Source organism: Campylobacter sp. TJR-1, assembly GCF_032840035.1.
Taxonomy (GTDB): Bacteria; Campylobacterota; Campylobacteria; order Campylobacterales; family Campylobacteraceae; genus Campylobacter; species Campylobacter fetus.
Genome location: NZ_JAWIZX010000003.1, coordinates 178,176 through 193,511 on the forward strand (window position 1 = coordinate 178,176; position 15,336 = coordinate 193,511).

General features: G+C 31.7%; 17 protein-coding genes. 15 read left to right on the forward strand and 2 right to left on the reverse strand.

The window, feature by feature from the left end; all coding sequences use genetic code 11:
• The first annotated feature begins 126 nt into the window (after positions 1–126).
• The 15 genes from RVY88_RS04265 (at position 127) to mog (ending at position 13,320) form a co-directional block, all read left to right on the forward strand.
• Positions 127–1,311: an FtsW/RodA/SpoVE family cell cycle protein gene (locus RVY88_RS04265; protein ID WP_011731977.1), complete on the forward strand. Its 1,185-nt coding sequence runs from the start codon at positions 127–129 to the stop codon at positions 1,309–1,311.
• Complete coding sequence (locus RVY88_RS04270) at positions 1,308–2,315, forward strand: UDP-N-acetylglucosamine--N-acetylmuramyl-(pentapeptide) pyrophosphoryl-undecaprenol N-acetylglucosamine transferase (RefSeq protein ID WP_002849334.1); 1,008 nt, start codon at positions 1,308–1,310, stop codon at positions 2,313–2,315. Before RVY88_RS04265 ends, RVY88_RS04270 begins: the two co-directional genes overlap by 4 nt.
• Positions 2,316–2,481: 166 nt before the next feature.
• Positions 2,482–2,796, forward strand: a complete 315-nt coding sequence (locus RVY88_RS04275; protein WP_002849336.1) for an HU family DNA-binding protein — start codon at positions 2,482–2,484, stop codon at positions 2,794–2,796.
• Between the two features lie 242 nt (positions 2,797–3,038).
• Positions 3,039–3,452, forward strand: a complete 414-nt coding sequence (exbB, locus tag RVY88_RS04280) for a TonB-system energizer ExbB (protein WP_002849338.1) — start codon at positions 3,039–3,041, stop codon at positions 3,450–3,452.
• A 2-nt stretch (positions 3,453–3,454) separates the two neighbouring features.
• Positions 3,455–3,841, forward strand: coding sequence for a TonB system transport protein ExbD (gene exbD / locus RVY88_RS04285; protein ID WP_002849340.1), 387 nt, complete (start codon positions 3,455–3,457; stop codon positions 3,839–3,841).
• The gene (locus RVY88_RS04290; protein ID WP_162167160.1) at positions 3,834–4,583 is read left to right on the forward strand and encodes an energy transducer TonB; all 750 of its coding nucleotides are present in this window, start codon (positions 3,834–3,836) and stop codon (positions 4,581–4,583) included. Before exbD ends, RVY88_RS04290 begins: the two co-directional genes overlap by 8 nt.
• A gap of 37 nt (positions 4,584–4,620) precedes the next feature.
• Positions 4,621–4,866, forward strand: a complete 246-nt coding sequence (locus tag RVY88_RS04295) for an RNA-binding S4 domain-containing protein (RefSeq protein WP_038453369.1) — start codon at positions 4,621–4,623, stop codon at positions 4,864–4,866.
• Positions 4,850–5,251 (forward strand): tRNA (adenosine(37)-N6)-threonylcarbamoyltransferase complex ATPase subunit type 1 TsaE, encoded by a 402-nt coding sequence (gene tsaE, locus RVY88_RS04300; protein ID WP_002849345.1) that lies wholly within the window; start codon positions 4,850–4,852, stop codon positions 5,249–5,251. The genes RVY88_RS04295 and tsaE overlap by 17 nt, the downstream gene beginning before the upstream one ends.
• Positions 5,244–5,972, forward strand: coding sequence for an LPS export ABC transporter ATP-binding protein (gene lptB / locus RVY88_RS04305; protein ID WP_002849347.1), 729 nt, complete (start codon positions 5,244–5,246; stop codon positions 5,970–5,972). Before tsaE ends, lptB begins: the two co-directional genes overlap by 8 nt.
• Complete coding sequence (locus tag RVY88_RS04310; RefSeq protein WP_038453373.1) at positions 5,972–7,210, forward strand: RNA polymerase factor sigma-54; 1,239 nt, start codon at positions 5,972–5,974, stop codon at positions 7,208–7,210. The genes lptB and RVY88_RS04310 overlap by 1 nt, the downstream gene beginning before the upstream one ends.
• 86 nt (positions 7,211–7,296) lie before the next feature.
• Positions 7,297–8,337: a 3-dehydroquinate synthase gene (gene aroB / locus RVY88_RS04315; RefSeq protein WP_162167161.1), complete on the forward strand. Its 1,041-nt coding sequence runs from the start codon at positions 7,297–7,299 to the stop codon at positions 8,335–8,337.
• Entirely contained in the window at positions 8,334–9,914 is a 1,581-nt protein-coding gene (locus RVY88_RS04320) for a mechanosensitive ion channel family protein (RefSeq protein WP_002849353.1), read from the forward strand. The genes aroB and RVY88_RS04320 overlap by 4 nt, the downstream gene beginning before the upstream one ends.
• A complete protein-coding gene (mtaB, locus tag RVY88_RS04325) occupies positions 9,908–11,152 on the forward strand; it encodes a tRNA (N(6)-L-threonylcarbamoyladenosine(37)-C(2))-methylthiotransferase MtaB (protein ID WP_024305230.1) in 1,245 nt (414 codons plus the stop codon). Before RVY88_RS04320 ends, mtaB begins: the two co-directional genes overlap by 7 nt.
• A complete protein-coding gene (locus RVY88_RS04330) occupies positions 11,130–12,800 on the forward strand; it encodes an ATP-dependent metallopeptidase FtsH/Yme1/Tma family protein (RefSeq protein WP_162167163.1) in 1,671 nt (556 codons plus the stop codon). Before mtaB ends, RVY88_RS04330 begins: the two co-directional genes overlap by 23 nt.
• Positions 12,790–13,320 carry a molybdopterin adenylyltransferase gene (gene mog, locus RVY88_RS04335; RefSeq protein ID WP_162167164.1) on the forward strand — a complete coding sequence of 177 codons (531 nt, stop codon included), beginning with the start codon at positions 12,790–12,792 and terminating at the stop codon, positions 13,318–13,320. Before RVY88_RS04330 ends, mog begins: the two co-directional genes overlap by 11 nt.
• A 256-nt stretch (positions 13,321–13,576) precedes the next feature.
• On the opposite strand, the gene RVY88_RS04340 is transcribed toward mog, so the two are convergent.
• Entirely contained in the window at positions 13,577–14,194 is a 618-nt protein-coding gene (locus RVY88_RS04340) for a YggS family pyridoxal phosphate-dependent enzyme (RefSeq protein WP_002849357.1), read from the reverse strand.
• Complete coding sequence (gene rseP / locus RVY88_RS04345) at positions 14,191–15,303, reverse strand: RIP metalloprotease RseP (RefSeq protein ID WP_065843940.1); 1,113 nt, start codon at positions 15,301–15,303, stop codon at positions 14,191–14,193. Before rseP ends, RVY88_RS04340 begins: the two co-directional genes overlap by 4 nt.
• Positions 15,304–15,336 lie beyond the last annotated feature (33 nt).

Genomic DNA, 15,336 nt, shown 5'->3' on the forward strand with positions numbered 1-15,336 from the left:
ATAGTTTAATCAAAGATACGCAGAAGGAATTTTGATAATTTGCTAATTTCATATTAAAAATTATTTTTATTGTATTAAAAGCTAAGTTTAATTATAATCTAAACCTAAAATTTAAAAAGGTTTAACTTGTTTGCCGATACGAAACTATTTTATACATGTACGGTTTTGATTGCCATTGGAATTATTTTCTCGCTATCTTTACCGGCTTTTACCGTTTTATATTACGACTATACTAGCTATCACTTTTTTATTAGGCAATTTATAGTCGGAACTGCCGGAGTTTTCATCATTTGGTCTATCTCTAGGCTAAATCCGGATAAGCCGTTTTTAATGGGTCTTACTACGTTTGAGTTCATAGGATTTTTTATATTTTTTAGCTCTTTCTTACTTATGGTTATTATGCAGTTTTTGCCAGCTTCTCTTGTGCCGGTGACCGGTGGAGCTAAAAGATGGATAAGACTTGGAGGTATATCTTTGTCTCCTGTCGAGTTTTTTAAGATAGGATTTGTATTTTTTCTAGCTTGGAGTTTTGCTAGAAGAATAGATAATAACAAAAAACGTTTAAAAGATGAGTTTAGACTGCTTTTACCGTATTTTGTAGTGTTTGGAATGGCTGTATTTTTGATAGCTATTATGCAAAAAGATCTTGGGCAAGTAGTTGTTTTAACTCTAGCTTTAATGATACTTGCCACTTTCGCCGGAACTAGTAAGAAGTTTTTTGGAATTTTGGGATTGATCGGTGTTATTATGGTGTTTCTTGCTATTATATCTCAAGACCACAGAATTAGACGTTTTAAATCTTGGTGGGTGACGAATCAAGACTTTATATTGTCGATTTTACCATCAAATATGGCTGAGTTTATGAGAGTTAGCGATAGCGAAGAACCTTATCAGATAAGCCACTCTTTAAATGCAATTTATCATGGAGGATTTTTTGGCGTTGGGCTTGGAAACGGGACATTTAAGCTAGGATTTTTAAGTGAGGTTCATACCGACTTTGTTTTAGCGGGAATTGCTGAAGAGATAGGATTTGTTGGGATATTGGTCATAACTTTTTTGATGATTTATACTATTTATCGTATATTTAAGATATCTTCAAGAAGTCAAAATAAAGTATATCATCTATTTGCTCTTGGTATAGGTTCTATAATAACAATGGCGTTTTTAATGAATGCTTATGGAATTACATCTATAACTCCTATAAAAGGTATAGCAGTTCCATTTTTGAGCTATGGCGGAAGTTCTATTTTAGCACTTTGTGTCGGTATAGGTATGGTTCTTATGATTAGCAAAAAGGCGGATTTATCATGATAGCTATAACAGGAGGAGGTACGGGCGGTCATCTTGCTATAGCAAAAGCTTTAGCGATAGAACTAAAAAACCGCGGTGAAAATGTGATATTTATAGGCTCAAATAGCGGTCAAGACAGAATGTGGTTTGAGCATAGCGATATATTTAAATTTAAATATTTTTTTCCTAGTAGAGGCGTAGTAAATAAAAAAGGTATTCATAAATTGTTTGCCTTGCTTAATATAATTAAATTAGCTTTTAAATGCCGCTGCATTTTTACGGAACATAATATCTCATCTGTGATAAGCGTCGGCGGATATAGCTCCGCTCCAGCTTCTTTTGGGGCGGTTATATTTAGAAAAAAGCTATTTATACATGAACAAAACGCTATAAAAGGTAAATTAAATTCTATTTTAAAACCATTTTGTAAGAAATTTTTTAGCTCATACGGAACAGATACCTATGACTATCCTATAGATATAAAATTTTTTAATACGGCTAGAGTTAGAAATGAGTTAAAAACTATACTTTTTTTAGGCGGTTCTCAGGGTGCTAGTTTTATAAATAGTTTAGCTTTAAATTTAGCTTTAAATTTAAAAAATCATAATATTAATATCATACATCAATGCGGAGCAAAAGAGTTAGAAACAACCAGATCCAAATATAACGAAATGGGCGTTGAAGCCGTTGTATTTGATTTTAGTAACGAGATCGAAGTATATATGCAAAAATCCGATTTATGTATAAGCAGAGCCGGAGCAAGTACTCTTTGGGAGCTTTGCGCAAATGCACTTCCTACTATATTTATACCGTATCCTTACGCCGCTAGCAATCATCAATTTTACAATGCTAAGTTTTTGCTAGATAGTAATCTAGCTAAAATTTATGAGCAGAATGGATTAGATAAAAATATACTATTTACAGATATTATGAATTTAGATATAAATAGTATTTCAATGGGTTTAAGAAATATCGTTTCTCCAAACGGTGCTAAGATAATTATAGATAAAATCTTAAAACAATAACAATAAAAAATATTAATTAAACTTTTTTAACATTTTTTATATATTTTATATGTAAATTTAAGCTATTTTTAGCATATTTTCTTTTAAAAAGTATGGAAAATACTTGAATAAAGTTAAAAAATAATGTACAATATGCTATTTTAAAATTTTAAATAAAGGATTTGAAATGACAAAGGCAGAATTTGTGGGCTTAGTTGCTTCTAAAGCTGGACTTACAAAAAAAGACACTGAGCTTGCACTTGACGGTTTCCTTGGAAGTATAAGCGAAGTTTTAACAAAAGGTGATAGTGTAACTTTTGTAGGATTTGGTACATTTGGAGTAACTGAAAGAGCCGCTAGAACAGCCAAAGTTCCAAGTACAGGAAAAGAAATAAAAGTACCTGCTAAAAAAGCTGTTAAATTTAAAGTAGGTAAGAATCTTAAAGATGCAGTTGCAAGCGCTGGTTGCGGCAGTTCAAAATGTTCAACTAAAAAGAAATAATTTAAGCCCCTTCTGCAAAGAAGGGCTTTTATCCACATATTTTTTAAAATTTAAAAACTAAATTTTAAATTTAAGCTTCTTTCCTGTTTGTTTTTATATTTATTATTTTTTCTATATCAATAAAATATTTTAATATTTTATATATCAATGTTTATTTTGTCAATTTTGTAATAAATTTGTGACTCAAATTTATAAATAAAGTGTGCTATAATATATATTTTATTTTGCTTTAGGGAGGATGTATGGAGTATTTAAAAGGAAATATTGATTATATTATTATATCTATTCTTGTTTTTATGAGTTTTTTAGTGGTTTGGTTCAGCATTGAAAGAGTGCTTTTTTATCTAAAGGTTGATCCTAAAAAATACGTCAGCAAAAATCTCTTTGAAGAGGACCTTACAAAAAATCTTACGATACTCTATATCATCTACACGAATGCACCTTATATAGGACTTTTAGGTACTGTGGCAGGCATTATGATAACATTTTATGATATGGGTATGAGCGGAGGAATCGATACTAAGTCTATAATGATAGGTTTATCTTTAGCACTTAAAGCTACTGCTTTAGGACTTATAGTTGCTATACCTACACTTATAATTTATAATGGATTTATAAGAAAAGTAGATGTTTTTTTAAACAGATATGAGAGCTAGATATGAGACTTGCTAAAAGAGACGGATTAAATATAGTTCCTTTTATAGATATTATGCTTGTTTTGCTCGCTATTGTTCTTAGTATTTCTACTTTTATTGCCGAAGGAAATATTAAAGTCGATTTGCCAAAAGCTCAAAGTGCTACAAATAGCGATGAAAGTGCAAGAGTGATAATAGCTATCGATAAAAATTCTAATATATTTATAGATGATAAACTTGTTTTAGAAAATGAGATCGCATATAAAATATCAAATATCAGTCCAGAAACTTTAATTATATTAAGAAGCGATAAAAGTAGTAAATTTGAGTCTTTCATTAAGGTTATTGATGCATTAAAAAGTCAAAATCATGAGAAATTTGCTATATCTGCTAAGGTAAGCAATGAATAGTTTTATTGGATTTTTTATATCTTTGTTGCTGCATGCGGGGTTAATTTTCGGATTTATTTTGCTAAACGCGAAAGACTCTGCAGATCAGATCCAAAACGAGCAACTTTTAAAACTCACTTTCTCAAATTTAAATAGTTTAGAAGATATACCAAAACCATATGAAGAAGTTTCCGAACCTATTATAGAAGAGAAAAAAGAGGTTGATCAAGCGCCTCAAAAAAAGATAATAGAAAAAAAGATAGAACAAATCTATACTAAAAAGATAATCAAGCATACAAAACCCGATAAAAAACAAGAACAAACTCCTAAAAAACAGATTGTTCAAAACATTGAAACAAAGCAGATGCCAGGCATAGATCCGAATTTAAAAAGTATTACTCAAAATAGCATTGAGCAAAAAATATTTGATCAAAATACCAATCAAAATAAAATAGAACAGCAGCCAAAAAACACCGTAAACGAAAATATGATTATAGGAACAAAAATAAGAAATATTATAGCAAACTATGCTAGAAAAAATTACCCTAACTCTGCAAGGAGAAAAAGACAAACTGGAATTGTAAAAGTTTCGTTTATGTATAAAGCTAGCGGAGAAGTAACTAACGTAAAAATAGACCATAGCTCGACGTATATAGTTTTAGATGAAGCTGTTTTAACTGCTATACAAAAGACAAAATCCAAATTTCCATCTATCAAAAATGATACGAATTTCCAAATTGAAGTTGAGTTTAGTTTAAGCTGAAACAAAAATTCAGCCAAAATTGGCTAGAATTATATACATGAGAATAGATAAATTTTTAAATACCGTTAATATCACCAAACGTCGCACTATCAGCGAAGATATGTGCAAAAGCGGAGTTATTAGCATAAATGATAAGCTTGCTAAACCTAGCAAAGAAGTCAAAGTAGGCGATAAAATAACTATAAAGTTTCTTGCTAGAGAAGTAAGCTATATGGTCATTTCGCTTCCTACTTTAAAAACCATACCAAAAAGCGAGCAAGAGAAGTATGTTAAAGAGATTTGAGTTAGGCGTAGATGAGCTTGATTTGATAGTTAAAGAGCTTCCGAAATCCGGAGTTATAGTACTTCAAGGAGATCTTGCAAGCGGTAAAACAACTCTTGTAAAATCCATCGTAAAATCTGCTGGTATAAATGAAAATGTTTCATCGCCGACTTTTAGCGTGATGCAAAATTATGGTAATATTTATCATTATGATATATATCAAAACGGTTTTGAGTCGATTAAAAAAAACGGTTTGTTTGAAAATTTCTTTGAGGATGGGCTTCACATAGTTGAATGGGGAGATGAAAATCTTATTAATATGCTTGGCAAATACGAGATAAAAGTTTGCGTTGTAAAAATATCTGTTTTAAATGATAAACGTATATACGAGGTGGATTTTGCATAAACTTGAAGTAAAAAATTTAGAAAAAACTATAAAAAAAACTAGAATTATAAATGGTATATCGCTTGAAGTTAGCAGCGGCGAAGTGGTTGGTTTGCTTGGTCCAAACGGAGCTGGTAAAACAACAACTTTTTATATGATTTGCGGACTTATAGCTCCTAGCAAGGGTCATATTTTTCTAGATTCTAAAGATATATCATCTACTCCTTTACACAAAAGAGCAAGGCTTGGTATAGGTTACTTGCCTCAAGAAAGTAGCGTTTTTAAAGATTTGAGCGTTGAAGAAAACTTAAGTTTAGCAGCTGAAATTTTTTATACTGATAAAAAAATCATAGATACAAAAGTAAATGAAATGCTTAATTTGTTAAATATAGAGCCTATTAGACAGAGAAAAGGTCTTAGTTTGAGCGGCGGCGAAAGAAGAAGATGCGAGATAGCAAGAAGCTTAATGATAATGCCTAAGTTTTTGCTTCTTGATGAGCCATTTGCCGGTGTGGATCCGATCGCCGTAGCCGATATACAAGGCATCATAAATGATTTAAAAAAGTTAAATATAGGAGTTTTGATAACAGATCACAACGTAAGAGAAACTTTAGCCATCTGCGATAGAGCGTACGTCATTAAAAACGGTAGTTTATTAGCTAGTGGAAGCTCAAATGAAGTGGCAAATAATAAACTTGTACGAACGCACTATCTTGGAGAGGAATTTAGGCTACTAGACTGATGAAACTAGCTCAAAAAGTTACTCAAAAAGCTAAGCTCAATCAGACTCTTAGGAACTGGCTTCCGATACTTCAAGCAAGCAGCGATGAGTTAAAAGATACTTTGGAGCCTTTTATAAAAGACAATCCGTTTGCCGCTTTAGAAATAACTCCTAAAAAACACACGAAAAATTTTTACGGCGATCTTTATAAAAATTCCATAAGTGATACTATAGAATCATCTAGTATTTATAAAGAAAGTTTGTATGAAAAGCTATATTCTCAGATAAACTCTCCTCTTTTTCCTACTCAAAAATCAATAGAAATTGCAAATTTGATAGTAGAGTGTATAAACAATGAAGGATATTTTGAATGGGATGATCATAAATTTATTAAATTTGAAAAAAGTGAAGTTGAGCGGATAAGACTAAGATTTGCATATCTTGAGCCAACCGGAGTAGGGGCTTTGGATTATAAAGAGAGCTTTATATTTCAGCTTGACGATATAGACTGCGACGATAAAATTTATACTCTTGTACAAACTATCATCAATGATTTTGAAAATTTGAGCAGATATACAAAACAAAAATATTATGAAGATGCTATAAAGATCATTAAAAAATTTAAAAATCCGCCCGCTATAGAGTATTTAGAAGATGATAGTCAGATTATTCCAGATATTTTCGTATTTAATAATGATAACGGCATAGAGATAAAAGTAAATGACGAGTTTTATCCAGATATTCTTATAGATACAGAAGGAATCGATGAAAAAAACGAGTTTGTCTCTTCAAGAGTAAAAGAAGCAAAAGATCTCATAGATGCTTTAGAAATGCGTAAATCCACACTTTATAAGATAGGATTAATGATAATAGAGTACCAATACGACTATTTTTTAGGCGGAGATATAAAGCCTATGAAGTTAAAAGATATAGCAGGAGATTTAGGAAGAAATCCATCTACTATCAGCAGAGCCATACAAAATAAATTTCTAAGCTGTGCTCGCGGTATAGTTCCTCTTAAAAATTTCTTTGCCGCAGCGGCTAGCGAAGATATATCAAATGCGGCCATAAAAGATTTTGTTAAAAATCTTATAAAAAACGAAAATCACGAAAAACCTCTTAGCGATGAAGCCATACTATCTAAGATAGAAAAAGAGTTTAATATCAAGCTTGTTAGAAGAACGATAACAAAATACAGAAAAGCTCTAAATATAGCTAGTTCAAATGAGAGAAAACGTCTGTATATTATAAATGCTTAATACAATTTATAATATTTTTGTAAAATCAAATGATGATTTTATTTTAATCAAATTTTAGGTAAAATATTTAAAAAAAGGCAGAATATATGAAAATAGATATTAATTTGAGCGATGATAATAAAAATTATAGCGTATTTATAGATGAACTTAAAAATCTTAAATTTAAAGGCAAAGTTGCCGTAATAACAAACTCAAAAGTAGGCGGTTTATATCTTGGAGAGATTTTAAATTTGATAGACGCCGACGAGATATTTAGCGTTTGTATCCCAGATGGCGAGCAGTATAAAAATCTAGCTATGATCGAGTATATATTAGAGCAGCTTTTTGTAAGCAGACTTGAGAGAAACAGTACTCTTATAGCTCTTGGAGGTGGAGTTATAAGTGATATGACCGGATTTGCGGCTAGTATTTATGAGCGCGGTATAAATTTTATAAATATCCCGACAACGCTTTTAGCGCAAGTAGACGCAAGTGTAGGCGGCAAAACAGGAGTAAATAATAAATTCGGAAAAAATCTTATCGGTACTTTTTATCAACCAAAGGCCGTATATTGTGAAACTAAATTTCTAAACTCTTTACCAAATAGAGAGTTTAATGCGGGAATGGCTGAAGTGATCAAAATGGCTACTATGTTTGATAAAGATTTTTTTAAATTTATACAAGATAATAGCGTAGAAAATAGTCAAATACTAAAACAAATCATAGCAAAATGCGTAGAGATAAAAGCAGGAGTAGTAGCAAAAGATGAGAAGGAATCCGGAATTCGCGCAGTATTAAATTACGGTCACACATTTGCTCATGTTATCGAAATGCAAACAAATTATAAAAAATTTCTACACGGCGAAGCGGTTGCTATTGGTATAAATATGGCAAATCATTTAGCTTGTAAGCTTGGTCTTTTGTCTAAAAAAGATCTAGATATTATAGAGCAGACTCTTATAAAATTTGGTTTGCCTACTACTTATCGTATAAGCGATGAAGAGGTATTTTACGACTCGTTTTTTCTAGATAAAAAGAGTGAAAACAAAAAGATCAAATTTATACTTCCAAACGGTATTGGATCGTACGCTTTGAGAAACGATATAGATAAAAATAGCGTTTTAGATATTTTGAGGATGTTTAAATGAAAAAACTGTTTGTAATTTTTGTTGTTTTAATACCGTTTTTATCTGTTTTTGGAGTTGTAAATGACGCTTCTAGCCAAAAAATAGATGAATTAAACGCAAAAATATCAAATTATGATGCTAAGATAAAAAATAATATTTGGCTTATTAGATACTCAAATTACAATACTTACCAAAATTTAGTTACAGAGTTAGAATATGCAAAAAACGAGCTAGAGAATTTAGATAAAAAAAATAGCAAAAAAGCGGATGATCTAAAAAAAAGAATTTCCAGCTTAAAAGAGCAGATAGAGCTGTTAAAAGAGTATGAAAGATCACCTTTTCAAAGTATGCTCGTAGTCCCTGAGATAGAAGAGATTAAAAAGATCACAAATCCTATAGCTCTTATATCTGGATTTTCATATATTAAAAAGCTAAAAAACGAAAAAGAAGAGTATATAAATCGGCTTATAAAATTAGAAGATGCACTTAATGTTTTTATAGAAAAAGAGAGTTTGCAGCAAGAAATTTACGATATAAACTCAAGCAGCGAAAATCTTTCCAAGCTTAATGAAACTAGACGTGAGATTAGCGAGTTTCAGATCGCACAAGATATCGCTACAACCACGTTTGGCGTATATCAAAAAAAGCTTGATGAATCTATAAATAGAGCTAGTTTGGAAGTAAAAGAGCAGATAAAACAAGCTTTAAGCATACTTTTTACGATAATTGTAGTTATATTAATAGGATTTTTATGTAAATTTGTTGCAAAAAGATACGTAACGGATAATCAAAAATTTTATACGATAAATAAATTTATAAATGTGATAAACTTTACTATTATTATATTTATTTTACTGTTCGCATATATAGAAAACGTAAGCTATATGGTAACTATACTTGGATTTGCTTCTGCTGGTCTTGCTATCGCGATGAAAGATATGTTTATGAGCTTGCTTGGCTGGAGCGTTATCATTTTCGGCGGTACTTTTCACGTCGGCGATAGAATAAGAGTTAGATATCAAAATAGTGATTATGTAGGTGATATCATAGATATAAGTCTGCTTAGAATGACCATTTATGAAGATATAACTCTGACTACTTATCTTACAAATAGAAGAAGCGGACGTATAATATTCGTACCAAATAATTATATTTTTACCGAACTTATAGCAAACTATACTCACAGCGGTATGAAAACCGTATGGGACGGTATAGATATAATGCTTAGTTTTGACAGCAACCATAAAAAAGCTATGTATATCATAAAAAATATCACGAGAAAATACTCAAAAGGATATACCGATATAGCCAAAAAACAGATGAATAAGCTAAGAGATCAGTATAGTATAAAAAATCCAAATGTCGAGCCTAGAATTTATAGCTTTTTTGAGCCGTACGGTATAAATATAAGCGTATGGTATATGACAAACTCATATGCGGCTTTAGCTCTTAGAAGCACTATTAGCGCCGAGATTATCGAAGCTTTAAATTTAGAAGAAGATATAAAAATAGCTTTCCCAACTCAAACTCTGTTTTTTGGTAAAAAGAGTAAGCCTATGAGTCATATAACTGATGTTAGTAAGGAAATTTTATATTGAAAATATACTTTAAAACTTTTGGTTGTAGAACAAATATCTACGATACGGAACTTATAAAAAGCTATATAAAAAGCTATAAAATAACAAATAACGAAAATGAAGCAGATATAATAGTAGTAAATTCATGCACAGTTACAAATGGAGCCGATAGCGGAGTAAGAAGCTACATAAATCAAGTGAAAAATAGCGGTAAAAAAGTGGTTTTAACAGGTTGTGGGGCTGTTAGTAAAGGTGAAGAGTTATTTAAGAAAAGCTCCGTTTTTGGAGTTCTTGGAGCTAGCAATAAATCTAAAATAGATGAATTTTTAAATTCGCAAAACCCATTTTTTGAGCTTGGGGATCTAAATTTTATCGATAAAAATATAGTAAGCAACTATGAAAATCATACAAAAGCTTTTATAAAGATCCAAGAGGGTTGTAATTTTAAATGCAGCTACTGCATTATACCTTCTGTAAGAGGAAAAAGTAGAAGCATAGATGAAGAAGTTATACTAAACGAGGCTAAAATTCTAGCTAGTAACGGATATAATGAGATAGTGCTAACTGGTACAAATATAGGTAGTTATGGAGAAGAAAAAAGTAGTTCACTTGGAAAACTTCTTCAAAAATTAGGTAGTATAAAAGGTATAAAACGAATAAGACTCGGCAGCATTGAGCCTAGTCAAATAGATGAGAGTTTTAGAGAAATTTTGCAAGAGTCGTGGCTAGAAAAGCATCTTCATATAGCGTTGCAACATACGAGTCAAACTATGCTTGATATAATGCGTCGCAGAAATAGGGCATTTAAAGATATAGAACTTTTTAACGAGCTTTCAAATTTAGGGTTTGCTCTCGGTAGTGATTATATAGTAGCTCATCCAGGAGAGAGCGAAAAAGTATGGGAAGAGGGTTTAGAGAACTTTAAAAAATTTCCTATAACTCATCTTCACGCATTTATATTTAGCCCTAGAAGCGGGACTCATTCGGCTTCTATGAAGATTGATGTAGATGGCGTAGTAGCAAAAAATCGTCTAAAAATCCTAAAAAATATAGCATTTGTAAATAATTTTGAATTTAGAAAAAGAAACAAAACAAATTTAAATATTTTAGTAGAAAAACAAGGCAGTGATGGACTTTATGACGGATTTGATCAGTTTTATAACAAGATAAAGATCAAATCAGATAAAGACATATCAAAAGAGTGGGTAGAGCTTAGCAATTACGAGGTAAAACCGGATGAAAATTATGCGGAAATTTGAATTTAATTTAAATAAAAAAATTTGGGTTATAGCGGCAGGAACTATTTTAATAGTTCTTCTTTGTGTAGTTTTTTTTAGAAATATTCCAAAATATATAAGTTTAATGCAATATGATAATTTTTTGCAATCAAACTCTATCCAAAGTGCGGTTATAGATGGAGAAAAGATCGTTATAAAAGCTGGAAGTCAGAACTATTATGTTGTAAAAGACTCCATAAATTTAAACGAATTAGGTCAAAAAGTTCCTTTGAAAGTTAGCAGCGATTATAGTATTTTAGAGAATTTGTTGCTCATTATTATATTTCTTGTTATGTTTGTTTTTGGATTAAAATACTTTAAAAAAGCTAATTTAAATTATAAAAAAAGCTCCACAACAGATACAAATGATTTAAACCAAATAGTTAGCTCGGATGTTGCTCCTGCTATATCAAATGTTATGTTTAAAGATGTTGCTGGGATAAATGACGTAAAATTAGAGTTAATGGAGATAGTGGATTTTTTGAAAAACCCAAAAGCGTATCAAGAACTCAGTATAAAAATGCCAAAAGGCGTTTTAATGGTAGGACCTCCGGGAGTAGGTAAAACTCTTATAGCAAAAGCAGTCGCAGGAGAAGCTAATGTACCATTTTTCTATCAAAGCGGTGCAAGTTTTGTACAAATTTATGTAGGAATGGGTGCAAAAAGAGTTAGAGAACTGTTTTCAAAAGCAAAAGCATATGCACCAAGTATTATATTTATAGATGAAATAGATGCAGTTGGCAAGGCTAGAGGCGGCGGTAGAAACGATGAAAGAGAGGCTACTTTAAACCAGCTATTAACAGAGATGGATGGATTTACCGATAATAGCGGCGTTATAGTTATAGCAGCTACAAATAAAATAGAGATGATAGATGAAGCTCTACTTAGAAGCGGTCGTTTTGATAGAAGGATATTTTTAAGTTTGCCGGACTGCAAAGATAGAATGGCGATACTAAAGTCTTATCTAAAAGATAAAAAACATGAAGTAGATATAGATACTGTAGCAAAAAACACCACAGGATTTAGCGGAGCAGGACTAGCAACTCTTGTAAATGAAGCAGCTATAAATGCTCTTAGAAATCACAGAGTTATCATTCAAAACGATGATTTTAAAGCTGTGGAAAATAGAGTTTTATACGGTAAAAAGAAAATTTACTCTTTGAGTCAAAGTGAAAAAGAAATTCAAGCTCTATATCAAGGAGCTAAAGCACTTAGTGCCGAGTGGTTTGGTATAGATTTTGATAAGATATCTTTGCTTGAAGATAGATTTTTATCTCAAGATGGTTTCTTAGAGTCTAAGACTATGATTTTATCTCGTATAAAGGTATATTTAGCAGGTAGCGTAGCACTGAAAATTTATAAAAATGAGCTATATACTAATTCAAGTAATGATATATTAAATGCGAGAGAACTTGCTAAAAAACTTGTTATAGACTACGCTATGACCGGAAATCTTATGGCGACAAATAACGATATAAAAGATATTTTAGATGAGTGTTTAAATGAGACGGCTGAGCTTATAAAAGGCATACAAAAAGAACTTTTTGCACTTAGTAGCTATCTAGTGGATAATGAAAGCGTAGATAGAGAGACTATAAAAGATATGATAAGGAAGATACATGAAAGCTAAAATAGGAGTTTTAACTCTAAGCGATAGAGCTAGCAGTGGAGTTTATGAAGATAAAAGCGGAATTGCTATAAAAGATATTTTGCAAGATTGGCTTATAAGTGAAACCGAGTTTATATATAAAATTATACCAGATGAGTATGATTTGATAGTTGAAAATTTAAAAGATATGTGTGATGTTTCTAAGTGTGATCTCATTTTCACTACAGGAGGTACCGGACCATCTCCTAGAGACGTTACTCCTGAAGCTACTGAGGAAATTTGCCAAAAGCTTATGCCTGGATTTGGTGAGCTGATGAGAACTACTAGTTTAAAATTTGTTCCTACGGCTATCTTATCTAGACAAACAGCAGGTATAAGAGGTAAAACTCTTATAGTAAATCTTCCCGGTCAGCCAAAAGCCATAAGAGAGTGTTTAGAGCCTATATTTCCGGCAATTCCATACTGTTTAGATTTGATAGGAGCGGCTTATTTACAAACTGATGAGAGTAAGATGAAAGCTTTTAGACTAAATAAAAAGTAAAGTTTTATGTGGCAAAGAAACTAGTAATTCCATATATTAATAAAAATTTAAAAGTGTAAGTTTTATACTTACACTAATAATTACTTAAAAAAAACAAATTCTTATTATAAATTGCGATCTATGTTGCGCAAAAATCTGAAATAAGCTTAAACTATTTTCTACCGTAAAATACTCTGCTTGTACCAAAAGTGCTTCTAAGTCTGATTTATATACTAAGGTACGGTTTTATAGCCGTAATCTCTTTTATTTATAAATTTCATTTATATAAAATCGTTCCGAGACGAATCATATTTGAGCCGCATTTTATAGCTAGTTCATAATCACTGCTCATTCCCATAGAACAGATCTTTGCTCCATGTTCTTGCAAATTCTCATAAATTTTATACGTGCTCTCAAAGCTTTTTTGTATCTCTTTTATGTCATCGCTATGAGCACCGATGCTCATCACTCCTATTAAATTTAGATTTTTGCAGCTCTGTTTGATACGCAAAAACTCTTCACAAGCCGCATTTGGATCTACACCTTGTTTGCTTTCTTCGTGAGCCGAGTTTATCTGAAGTAGGGTCGGTAAAATATAATCAAGCCTTTTATCCACAGCCTCAGCCATAGAAAAACTCTCGCAGCTTTGCCATAAATTAGGATGCAAAGCTAGAAGATGATTGATTTTATTTGCTTGTAAGCGACCGATAAAATGCCAGTTTAAATTTAGATCTTTTAAAATCTCTTTTTTACGTTTTAGCTCTTGAACTCTGTTTTCTCCAAAGTCTATTTGACCTTGATTATATAGCTCCAAAACTTCGTTTTCGGTGACATTTTTTGAAACAGCGATGAGTTTTGTGCTTCCTATTTTGCTTAAAATTTCATCTAATCTCATTCATAAACTCCTGCAAGCCTTAATATATCGTTAAATATAGTAAATGCCATCAATGCGAATAAAAACGCCATAGAACCGTAACTTAATGCCGTAAAAACCTTTTCATTTACCGGTCTTTTAAACACCATCTCATAAAGGTTAAAGATTATATGTCCGCCATCAAGTACCGGAAGCGGAAGCAGGTTTAAAACGCCTAAATTTACAGATATCAACGCTACTATCAAAAATAACACCGAAACGCTTATAGTAGAAGCTTTTGTCGTGATGTCGGCCATAGCGACTATGCCGCCCATCTCTTTGATAGGAACTACTCCGGTTATCAGCTTTTCAAGCCCTTTATAGATGAGTTTTGAGCTTTCTAAGGTTTCGTTAAATGCGTAAGAAATACTGCTTAAACCCGGATTATATACTTTTGTTATCTCGCCGCTTGGGCTTATACCTATGAGTGGAGTTTGAATTTTTTCTCTAAATATATTCATACTTTCACCGATTTTAGGTGTTAAGTTTATATTCAAACGCTCACCATTTCTATCGATGATGATATTTATCGGCTCAAGTTTAACTTGTTTTTTGATGTCGTCCCACTGCTTGATAAGTACGCCGTTTATGCTTATTATTTTGTCGTCTTTTAACATTCCTGCACTCTTAGCGGCAGAGCCTTGTTGGATAGTTCCTATGATAGGAGCTAATTTATCTACTCCGATGAATCCTAATGCGATATATAAGAAAAATGCTAGTAATAGATTAAAAAACGGACCGGCAAAAAGTATAGCTATGCGTTTTATAGGGCTTAAAACGTTATAGCTATCGCTATCATAATTTTTTAGCTTTGGGTCTAAATCGTCTTGTCCTTTAAGCTGTACATAGCCGCCAAGCGGAATGGCACTTAAGCAGTAGTCTGTGTTTCCAACTCTTTTTGTATAGATTTTTTCACCAAATCCGATACTAAAAGTATTTACTTTAACGCCAAAAAATCTAGCAACTAAAAAATGACCAAGTTCATGAAAAAATATCAAAAACGATATAGCTAAAATAGTCACGCCAAAATGCACGCCCCAATGCCAAAAACTAGCTATCAAGAGTGCTAAAACCAAAAAAATACTTTTCAAATTTATCCTTTTTTATTTTTAGTATAGCATAAA

What these genes read in the sequence shown, in the direction of transcription:
- RVY88_RS04270 (WP_002849334.1), top strand. Translation starts at nt 1,308, where the DNA reads ATGATAGCTATAACAGGAGGAGGTACGGGCGGTCATCTTGCTATAGCA.
- RVY88_RS04275 (WP_002849336.1), top strand. Translation starts at nt 2,482, where the DNA reads ATGACAAAGGCAGAATTTGTGGGCTTAGTTGCTTCTAAAGCTGGACTT.
- exbB (WP_002849338.1), top strand. Translation starts at nt 3,039, where the DNA reads ATGGAGTATTTAAAAGGAAATATTGATTATATTATTATATCTATTCTT.
- exbD (WP_002849340.1), top strand. Translation starts at nt 3,455, where the DNA reads ATGAGACTTGCTAAAAGAGACGGATTAAATATAGTTCCTTTTATAGAT.
- RVY88_RS04290 (WP_162167160.1), top strand. Translation starts at nt 3,834, where the DNA reads ATGAATAGTTTTATTGGATTTTTTATATCTTTGTTGCTGCATGCGGGG.
- RVY88_RS04295 (WP_038453369.1), top strand. Translation starts at nt 4,621, where the DNA reads ATGAGAATAGATAAATTTTTAAATACCGTTAATATCACCAAACGTCGC.
- tsaE (WP_002849345.1), top strand. Translation starts at nt 4,850, where the DNA reads ATGTTAAAGAGATTTGAGTTAGGCGTAGATGAGCTTGATTTGATAGTT.
- RVY88_RS04310 (WP_038453373.1), top strand. Translation starts at nt 5,972, where the DNA reads ATGAAACTAGCTCAAAAAGTTACTCAAAAAGCTAAGCTCAATCAGACT.
- aroB (WP_162167161.1), top strand. Translation starts at nt 7,297, where the DNA reads ATGAAAATAGATATTAATTTGAGCGATGATAATAAAAATTATAGCGTA.
- RVY88_RS04320 (WP_002849353.1), top strand. Translation starts at nt 8,334, where the DNA reads ATGAAAAAACTGTTTGTAATTTTTGTTGTTTTAATACCGTTTTTATCT.
- RVY88_RS04330 (WP_162167163.1), top strand. Translation starts at nt 11,130, where the DNA reads ATGAAAATTATGCGGAAATTTGAATTTAATTTAAATAAAAAAATTTGG.
- mog (WP_162167164.1), top strand. Translation starts at nt 12,790, where the DNA reads ATGAAAGCTAAAATAGGAGTTTTAACTCTAAGCGATAGAGCTAGCAGT.
- RVY88_RS04340 (WP_002849357.1), bottom strand. Translation starts at nt 14,194, where the DNA reads ATGAGATTAGATGAAATTTTAAGCAAAATAGGAAGCACAAAACTCATC.